Source organism: Thalassospira sp. MCCC 1A01428 (assembly GCF_002115825.1).
Lineage (GTDB): Bacteria > Pseudomonadota > Alphaproteobacteria > Rhodospirillales > Thalassospiraceae > Thalassospira.
In genome coordinates this window covers 86,149-94,910 of record NZ_JFJZ01000015.1, presented here as the reverse complement: position 1 = coordinate 94,910, position 8,762 = coordinate 86,149, and the positions used below count along the sequence as shown (strand labels likewise).

Genomic DNA, 8,762 nt, shown 5'->3' with positions numbered 1-8,762 from the left:
GTTAAAAATGGGGGGATTACCGTGCGTGATGCAACCGTTTTTGATATTCCGGCAATTACCGCAATTTACCGGCAGGCGGTTTTGGAAGGCACAGCCTCGTTCGAAGAAATCGCCCCGGACGAAAACGAACTTGCCAAACGCCAGCAAGCGCTAATCGCGGGTGGCTTTCCCTATCTGGTTGCGGTTGAGGAAACCACCGGTGATTTATGTGGCTATGCCTATGCCGGGCCATATCGCCCCCGCACAGCCTATCGCCATACGGTAGAAGATTCGATTTATGTCTCCCCCGCCCATCAGGGCAAAGGCATTGGCAGCCTTTTAATCACCAGCCTGATAGAACGGTGCGATGCCGGGCCATGGCGGCAAATGGTCGCCGCGATTGGCGACAGCCAGAATTATGGTTCTATTGCCCTTCATCGCAAGCACGGGTTTCAACCCAGCGGCACATTTTACAATGTGGGTTATAAATTTGGCCGCTGGCTAGATTCCGTTTTAATGCAGCGCCCGTTAAAATCAACCACACCCGTAATCCCCGCACCCCAGGAACCTGCAGCCCTTTCTGCCGCTGGCCCCGCCAATGCCCCCTGCCCCACATCTTCGCCCACACGGGCAAAATGATCAGCGCAGGTCTGGTGATCCGGCTTGGCATTGCACAATTGATCAGTTGGGGAACGGCCTATTACCTGATTGGAAATTTTGGTAGCCGACTTGCACAACAGCACGGCTGGAGTGACACCATTATTTATGGCGGTTTTTCGCTGTCGTTGCTGGTGATGGGGGCCGTCTCGCCGCTCTGTGGCAAACTGATTGACCACCACGGTGGGCGCCTGGTGATGGCGGCCGGGTCGCTTTTTCATGTGGCAGGCTGCATAACCCTTGCCTTTGCCGGTAACCTTGGCTTCTATTTTCTGGCGTGGGTTTTACTGGGCATTGCCATGCGACTTACATTATATGACGCTGCATTTGCGACATTGGCCCGCCTCGGTGGCATTGCCGCGCGGCGTAGCATGGGGCAAGTCACGCTGTTTGGCGGATTGGCCTCCACCGTATTCTGGCCGCTGGGACATTATATTGACGTTCAGTTTGGCCTGACCGTTGCCCTTTTAAGCTATGCCGGGTTTGCATTGCTAACCTTTCCGCTACATTTATCCCTGCCATCGGGCACGGGAACCAATACGGCAAAGGGTCACGTCGCCCCAATACCGCATCACACTCAAGCGGCCCAACCAGATGAAAAGCGCCCTCACACTCCCCTTGCGCCTGCGGGCATCCCGGTCCTTACAAAACATCAACAACTGGTGTGCGGCGTGCTATATGCCACAATCATGTCGCTGATGAATATTATCAACGCAGCAATGTCAGCCCACATGATTGCCCTTCTGGCGGGGCTGGGGCTGATTGGTGCGCAGGCGATTAACATCGCCAGTTTGCGTGGGTTCGGGCAACTGGCATCACGACTGGCCGATACCCTGTTTGGGCATCACATCAGCCCGGCTGTGGTTACCGTCTGCGCCTCGTTATTGCTGGTTCTGTCATTCATCGTGGGGTTGGCTGCGGGTATTTCACTGTGGCCTGCCGCAGTTTTTGCAGTGTCTTTCGGGGCCGCCAACGGGGTACTGACCATCACACGGGGAACATTACCCTTGCTGATTTTTGATAGCAGCCACTATGGCAAACAGGTGGGCACGCTCTTATTACCGGGTTTTGTTTTATCAGCATTGGCACCGTCGCTGTTTGCAATGGCCATAAACCGGTTTGGCGCATCGTCGGCTATGATCATTTTGATTACCCTGTCAGGCGGGGCGTTTCTGGCATCGCTGATATTGTATTTATATATCACCCGTCATAAAAAAACCGCCCGCCCCTAAACGGGTAGCGGACGGTCAAGGGTATTCGGGCCCAACAAGGGTGTGCAGGTGGGACAGGCCCGAACGGGACCATAAATTGCCCGGCATAAAACCGGGGCCAGCAAGGCATAAGCAGAACCGCATAAACGATATTGCCAAACATGACAGCAACCAGCCTGACCGGGGAAATCACCCCTTAAAAACTCCCGGTCCGGTCTTGGCCTTCCTGCTGTAAACAGGTAGATAACGATGGTTAACTTGCCCCGTCACGGGCATAGCCGATATCACGCAGGGCATCGGTAATTTCAGGCAAAATACCCGGGTCATCTATTGTGGCCGGTGTTTTATAAGCCTCGCCATCGGCAATCGAACGCATGGTCCGGCGCAAAATTTTGCCCGACCGGGTTTTGGGCAAGCGGTCCACGATTGTTGCCTGTTTAAAGGCGGCAACCGGGCCAATCTGGTCGCGAACCATGGCAATCACCTCGGCGATAATGTCGCTATCGGCGCGGTTGACCCCGGCCTTTAACACCATAAAGCCCAACGGCACCTGGCCTTTAAGATCATCATGCACACCAATAACTGCACATTCGGCAACGTCCTGATGGCCCGATAAAACTTCTTCCATCGCCCCGGTCGATAAACGGTGCCCTGCGACATTGATAATGTCATCGGTACGCGACATGACATAAATATAGCCATCTTCATCAATAAAACCGGCATCACCAGTGGCGTAATAACCGGGATATTCCGCCAGGTAGGATGAAACAAACCGGTCGTCATTTTGCCACAGGGTTGGCAGGGTTCCCGGTGGTAACGGCAATTTCGCAACCAGGGCACCAATTTTACCCTTTGGCAATTCCCGGCCACCTTCATCAACGACCTGCACTTCCCAACCGCAAACCGCGACCGTGGGCGAGCCATATTTGATTGGTAATAATTCAATCCCGCGCGGATTGGCACAAATCGGCCAGCCGGTTTCGGTTTGCCACCAGTGATCAATCACTGGTACGTGCAAATGCCGTTCTGCCCATTGCAATGTATCGGGGTCCGAGCGTTCACCTGCCAGATACAGCGCATCGAAACACGAAAGATCATAATTTTTCAAAAGTTCGGCATTGGGGTCATCGCGCTTGATGGCACGAAACGCTGTTGGGGCGGTAAACAACGCCTTTACCCCATGTTGCGAAATCACCCGCCAATACGCCCCGGCATCGGGGGTTCCCACCGGTTTGCCTTCATACATAACGGTGGTGCAACCCGCCAGAAGCGGCCCGTAAACAATATAGGAATGCCCCACGACCCAGCCAACATCGGATGCAGCCCAGAAAACATCGCCTGCCGAAACGCCGTAAATGTTTTTCATCGACCAGTGCAAAGCCACCATGTGGCCGCCATTGTCACGCACAACCCCTTTGGGCTGCCCGGTGGTGCCCGATGTGTATAAAACATAAAGCGGGTCGGTTGCGGCCACCGGCACACAATTTGCCGGGGTGGCTTTGGCGCATTCATCCTGCCAGTCAAAATCGCGCCCGGCAGTCATTTCCGCCTGGGCCTGGGGCCGCTGCCATACAAAAACAGCATCGGGTTTGTGGGTTGCCTGTTCAATTGCGCGGTCCAGCAGCGGTTTATAGGCAATCACACGGCTGCCCTCGATCCCGCAACTGGCCGACAGCATCATTTTCGGTTTGGCGTCATTAATGCGGGTCGCCAGTTCGTGCGCGGCAAAACCGCCAAACACCACTGAATGGATCGCCCCGATCCGCGCACAGGCCAGCATTGCCATCGCCGCCTGCGGGATCATGGGCATATACAAAATAACCAGATCACCCTTGCCCACACCGTGCGCCTGCATGGCACCAGCCAACAGCGCCACCTCATCGCGCAATTCGCGATAGGTATAGTGGCTTACAGTATCGGTAACCGGGCTATCATATATCAGGGCATTCTGGTCGCCCCGGCCATCATCAATATGGCGATCCAGCGCGTTAAAACAGGTATTGATAATGCCCCCGCCAAACCAGCGGGCGGCAGGTTTGGCTGTTACATCAACAACCTGATCCCATTTTTTATCCCACGACAGGGCATTGGCGGCCTCGGCCCAAAAGGCATCGCGATCGGTAATTGAATGGGCGTAAACATCCTGATAGCAACCCGGCATTAGTATTGTTCCTCCCGCTTGGCGGTCATTTTGACCATTTTTTCATGACCGGTTTTTCTGCCTCCTGATACAAAGACAATACCGGTTTCGTGATGGCCCGTTAATTCCGCATTATAATACCTATTTACGGATAAAACATCCCTTAGACATTGGTCGATTCCGATCAGGGTAATCTGGAATGATGCAAAGGTGCCAAACGCACAAAGGCGGGATGGGGAAATAACTGGGCTGAGCCAATTTAAAAACGCCGGGCCACGGCACCTAAAATCCGCGGAGCATTGTAAAATGGCAGCTGATTTTTTAGCCGGCAATTCATCGGCTAAACATAGTTGCCGCCTCACGGCGTGGGCACAAACCGGAGGCGGCGAAAAGTAAAAGGGGTCGTTCTTTACATCGGCAGAGGGCACCCTGGCTGGTTCAAACCTGTGCCCGGTCCACCGGGAACTGCATCATCCTTTGTCAGTGAGTGATCCGGTTAATCTCGTCTTTGATTTCAAGTTTGCGCCGTTTGATACTTGAGATTCGCGATAAATCAGGGGACGGTCGACACTGCTCCGTATGGAGTTCATGTTCGAGCGTGGCATGTTTGGCAGTAAGAGCTTCGATATGGGATTGAACGCTCATTCGCCTACTCCTCATTCCTGATATTGCCCACAACAAAATGGTAGTAATTCTGTAACGTGATTGCCAGCCTTTCCGCGCACAAATCGTTCAATTTTTATGCCCTCGCCCTAACAACCTGTCGCAAAACTGCCAATAATTGGCGGTGTTTCAGGGGGTTCAGCCGTTTTCACCTAAACAGAATTTTTTGAAATTATCTAAAAACACACCGCCACCCTGTCGCGGTCCGGTTTTGCTCTCCGCCCCACAAAATACATCGGCACATCACAGAAAAATGCGGGAAAATCAAAGCTGTCACTCAAATGAAACATCACTGTCCGATTGGCTTCGTTAAAGTCTATAATCTGCTTCACACCCTTATTTTCAAGGCAAAGAAGGACAATGACGCCCCACTAATCCACCCAAAAGTATCGAGTCGCATTTTTACCGAGCCGACAAGGCCAACCGCATCACTGGTATTCCCCTCATCGTAACCTCAAACAAACGGCCAATATCACAATGATCAATGAAAGAGGATTGATCCCCCCGGTTTACATCGCGCATTGGCATCACCTCCCGGCCAATGCAGTACAGATGCAACAAACACCGGAAACCCGGCATTTCCCTGTTTAAATACGTAACGCCTGACGGGGACAAAGCCGGGGTATTATCACTTTTTAAAAATCTTTAAAAAAGCTATAGACGACTGGTCTAATCGCCGCTATATCTGCGGTTATGAAAACCGACACGAAAAGCACCGACATTCGCGACAAGATCCTCGATACCGCCCAGACAATCATGAGCGGCAAAGGCTTTTCCGCAGTCGGATTAAACGAAATCCTTGCGGCCGCAAGTGTCCCCAAAGGCTCCTTCTATCACTATTTCCAGTCGAAGGATGCATTTGGCGAAGCCATGCTGCAACGCTATTTTGATCGTTACCTGAAAGGTATGGACGAACTGTTCGGCCAGCCAGGTTTAACCGGCGCGAAGCGGCTGATGCTATATTGGCAAAACTGGCTAACGTCACAAACGACATGCGACCCGCAAAGCAAATGTCTGGTTGTGAAACTTGCTGCCGAAGTCGCCGACCTGTCCGAAGCCATGCGGGTTGTTTTGTTACATGGCACGGGCAAAATTATCAGCCGACTGGCTGGAATAATTGCCGAAGGCATTAAAGATGGGTCCCTTGCCATAAACGCAGATCCGGCCCCCTTGGCCCAGGCCCTGTATCAGTCGTGGCTGGGGGCCAGCGTAATGGCGAAAATAACAAAGGATGACAGCCCGTTAAAAGCCGCGATGGCGACAACACAACTGCAGTTACGACAAGACACTTTGTAAAAGCAAGGCCCCCGCCACCCTGTCAGAGGGTAGCATAACTTTTCTTTGTTATTTACCACCACATTAGACGACCGGTCTATTTTTAGGCCCTTAAGACACCCCTGAAAAAAGCCGTTTCGGGCCGCTTCCAATCCCCGAAAACCCGGGATCATTCGCAGGACAACGGTAAAACCATTGCTCTGCACAGTTTACAACCCCAGAAAGGGAACAAAGATATGAAAGTCCTCATGGTATTGACCTCGCATGACACACTGGGAAACACCGGCAAAAAAACCGGCTTCTGGATCGAGGAACTTGCCGCCCCTTATTATGTTTTCAAAAATGCGGGGGCTGAAATTACCCTGGCTTCGCCCAAAGGAGGCCGCCCGCCGCTGGATCCCAAAAGCAACGAGCCTGACTTTCAAACCGATGACACCCGCCGTTTTGAAGCAGACGCCACCGCAATGGCGACCCTTGGCAACACTGTAAAGCTGGCCAATGTTTCACACGATGATTATGACATCGTTTTCTACCCCGGTGGCCACGGCCCCCTGTGGGACCTGACCGAAGACCGTAATTCTGTTGCCCTGCTTGAAAGTGCCTATGCTGCGGGCAAAGTCGTAGCACTTGTCTGCCATGCCCCTGGCGTTCTGCGCGATGTCAAGGCACCCGACGGCACCCCGCTTGTTGCAGGCAAAAAAGTAACCGGCTTTACCAATTCCGAAGAAGCAGGCGTTGGCCTGACCGATGTTGTGCCTTATCTGGTCGAAGACGTTCTGAAGGAAAAGGGTGGCCTTTATTCTGCTGGCGATGACTGGGGTATGTATGTTGTGGCAGAAGGCAAACTGATCACGGGTCAAAACCCGGCATCGTCAAAGGAAACAGCTATTATGGCCCTCGCCACCCTGGCGCAGCCCCCAAAATAACGGGCTCTGCCGCCCTGATCGTCGAGCAAACAACCGCCCCGGCAGAACTTGCATTTTACCGGCCAAACGCTCCCCCTTAGTCCCGTTTACACCATTATCCCTCAAGCCGGGGTGGTAGCTTGCCAATCAGGAAACGCAGGGCTTCATTACATTCATCCTGGGTCAAATCAAACCGGGACGGCGACAGATAGGCGCGGAGGGGGGCCGTCCTGTCCTGATTGGCTTCTATGGTTTCAACCGCAGCACATAGCAGTTCCTGCTCCAGCCGTTCGGCAACAAGTTCGTCTTTTTTGAGCTGTTCGCGCAGGGCCTGGACCCCGACCGACGGATCGTCGCGCAAATAGCGCCGTGTCGTTCGAAGCGGCGAAATCACATTGTCGCGCCAGGCCCGCACCGCATCTTCTAGGGCCGAAATACTATGGGGAGCCTTGTCTTGCAGGCCCAACCAGGCCAAAAACAGCAACAAATTAACATCCAGCCCACATTTTTCCTGTAATGACAGGCACATAGGGGCAATTCCCGGCCGCCCGTAAAAGGCGACCGTAAACTTCCATAACCCTTTCGCGTCCATTTTGCTCGGCCCTGTTCTGGCTGCCACGTTTATATCGGGCAAACCGGTTTTTTGATATTTTGATATTACGGTAAATTTGGTTCATTTACCGTAATATCCTATCATTACTTTACACGGTTTTCGCGGCTCTTTTCGTTTTGGGCGGCGTTCCCATATAGGCTCCCAGGCCAATGGCCGTTGAAACCATTGTTTCCCCGGTATCAACCAGACGCGGCCCTGTAATAACATCGGCCATCGGTACATCCACCACCCGGCGCTGTTGCCACGCCACCACACGGTCAAATTTACCCTGGGCAATCAGGTCGACGGCATGAACACCAAAGGTTGATGCAACCAGCCGGTCCCGCGGTGATGGTGTGCCCCCCCGTTGTAAATGGCCCAATACCGTTACCCGCGTTTCCCACCCGGTCCTGTCGCCAAGTTTTTCGGCCAGCCAATGGCCAACCCCGCCATACCGTGCCTTTTGCCCGTCATGCCCGGAAACCACAGCTTCGCCCTGATCGGTTTTAATGGCTTCGGCAACAATCACCAGGGCATGGTTACGTCCGCGCTTGCGAATGTTTAAGCAATGCCGGGCCAAATCTTCCAAATCATAATCCATCTCCGGTATCAAAATGGCGTCGGCACCTCCGGCTATCCCGGCAAACAGGGCAATATGCCCCGCATCGCGGCCCATAACCTCCAAAATCATGATCCGTTCGTGCGAGGCGGCTGTTGGTTGCAGCCGGTCCAATGCATCCACCGCCACATTGACCGCAGTGGTAAAGCCCACCGAATATTCGGTATGGGCCAGATCATTGTCGATGGTTTTTGGAATCCCAACCAGGTTAATCCCGCCTTTTTGCGCCAGTTCGCGCAAAATTGCCATACTGCCATCCCCGCCAATCCCGATAAGCGCATCCAGACCAAGGGCCTCATATCCGGCAATGACTTCATCGGAGCGATCGGAAAAACTACCGTCCGGCATCGGGTAATGAAACGGATTCCCCTTGTTAATTGTCCCCAAAATGGTGCCACCCAGCCGCAACATACCATCGTTATTTACATAATCGTTAAGTGGCATCACCGCAGGCGGGCGTTGCAACAAGCCATGTGACCCCTGGCGGATTCCCACAACGTCCCAGCCATATCCCAGCACAGCGCGGCGCACCACGGCCAGAATTACCGCATTCAACCCCGCGCAATCACCACCGCTGGTTAAAATTCCGATCCGCATCAAACATCTCCCGTTGCTGTTTTCCATCGCTTTTGCCGGGCGCACGATGGAGGCCGCACATTATTCGTGTGGGTTCACGCCCGCTTTCTGATAGTATTACAGGCAGTTCGCGTTGATAAATAAG

General features: G+C 53.3%; 8 protein-coding genes. 4 read left to right on the top strand and 4 right to left on the bottom strand.

Annotation, left to right across the window (positions count from 1 at the left end; all coding sequences use genetic code 11):
• Positions 1–21: 21 nt before the first annotated feature.
• Both THS27_RS13520 and THS27_RS13515 read left to right on the top strand, forming a co-directional pair.
• The gene (locus tag THS27_RS13520; RefSeq protein ID WP_371455614.1) at positions 22–618 is read left to right on the top strand and encodes an N-acetyltransferase family protein; all 597 of its coding nucleotides are present in this window, start codon (positions 22–24) and stop codon (positions 616–618) included.
• On the top strand, positions 615–1,868 hold the full coding sequence (locus THS27_RS13515; RefSeq protein WP_085591710.1) for an MFS transporter: 1,254 nt from the start codon (positions 615–617) through the stop codon (positions 1,866–1,868). Before THS27_RS13520 ends, THS27_RS13515 begins: the two co-directional genes overlap by 4 nt.
• Positions 1,869–2,100: 232 nt before the next feature.
• Here the strand turns inward: THS27_RS13515 and THS27_RS13510 are convergent, their stop codons facing one another.
• Positions 2,101–4,008 (bottom strand): propionyl-CoA synthetase, encoded by a 1,908-nt coding sequence (locus THS27_RS13510; RefSeq protein WP_085591708.1) that lies wholly within the window; start codon positions 4,006–4,008, stop codon positions 2,101–2,103.
• 459 nt (positions 4,009–4,467) lie between these two features.
• A complete protein-coding gene (locus tag THS27_RS13505; RefSeq protein WP_085591706.1) occupies positions 4,468–4,632 on the bottom strand; it encodes a YdcH family protein in 165 nt (54 codons plus the stop codon).
• Positions 4,633–5,343: 711 nt separating this feature from the next.
• Here THS27_RS13505 and THS27_RS13500 point away from each other — a divergent pair.
• Both THS27_RS13500 and THS27_RS13495 read left to right on the top strand, forming a co-directional pair.
• Positions 5,344–5,946: a TetR/AcrR family transcriptional regulator gene (locus THS27_RS13500; protein ID WP_085591703.1), complete on the top strand. Its 603-nt coding sequence runs from the start codon at positions 5,344–5,346 to the stop codon at positions 5,944–5,946.
• 215 nt (positions 5,947–6,161) lie between these two features.
• Entirely contained in the window at positions 6,162–6,851 is a 690-nt protein-coding gene (locus THS27_RS13495; RefSeq protein WP_085591701.1) for a type 1 glutamine amidotransferase domain-containing protein, read from the top strand.
• Positions 6,852–6,945: 94 nt separating this feature from the next.
• On the opposite strand, the gene THS27_RS13490 is transcribed toward THS27_RS13495, so the two are convergent.
• The gene (locus tag THS27_RS13490; protein WP_085591699.1) at positions 6,946–7,422 is read right to left on the bottom strand and encodes a TIGR02444 family protein; all 477 of its coding nucleotides are present in this window, start codon (positions 7,420–7,422) and stop codon (positions 6,946–6,948) included.
• A 109-nt stretch (positions 7,423–7,531) separates the two neighbouring features.
• The gene (locus tag THS27_RS13485; protein ID WP_085591697.1) at positions 7,532–8,638 is read right to left on the bottom strand and encodes an ATP-dependent 6-phosphofructokinase; all 1,107 of its coding nucleotides are present in this window, start codon (positions 8,636–8,638) and stop codon (positions 7,532–7,534) included.
• Between the last annotated feature and the right edge of the window lie 124 nt (positions 8,639–8,762).

Excerpts from the sequence above, each read along its gene's own strand:
- THS27_RS13495 (WP_085591701.1), top strand. The coding sequence starts at position 6,162 with ATGAAAGTCCTCATGGTATTGACCTCGCATGACACACTGGGAAACACC.
- THS27_RS13500 (WP_085591703.1), top strand. The coding sequence starts at position 5,344 with ATGAAAACCGACACGAAAAGCACCGACATTCGCGACAAGATCCTCGAT.
- THS27_RS13485 (WP_085591697.1), bottom strand. The coding sequence starts at position 8,638 with ATGCGGATCGGAATTTTAACCAGCGGTGGTGATTGCGCGGGGTTGAAT.
- THS27_RS13490 (WP_085591699.1), bottom strand. The coding sequence starts at position 7,422 with ATGGACGCGAAAGGGTTATGGAAGTTTACGGTCGCCTTTTACGGGCGG.
- THS27_RS13515 (WP_085591710.1), top strand. The coding sequence starts at position 615 with ATGATCAGCGCAGGTCTGGTGATCCGGCTTGGCATTGCACAATTGATC.
- THS27_RS13505 (WP_085591706.1), bottom strand. The coding sequence starts at position 4,632 with ATGAGCGTTCAATCCCATATCGAAGCTCTTACTGCCAAACATGCCACG.
- THS27_RS13510 (WP_085591708.1), bottom strand. The coding sequence starts at position 4,008 with ATGCCGGGTTGCTATCAGGATGTTTACGCCCATTCAATTACCGATCGC.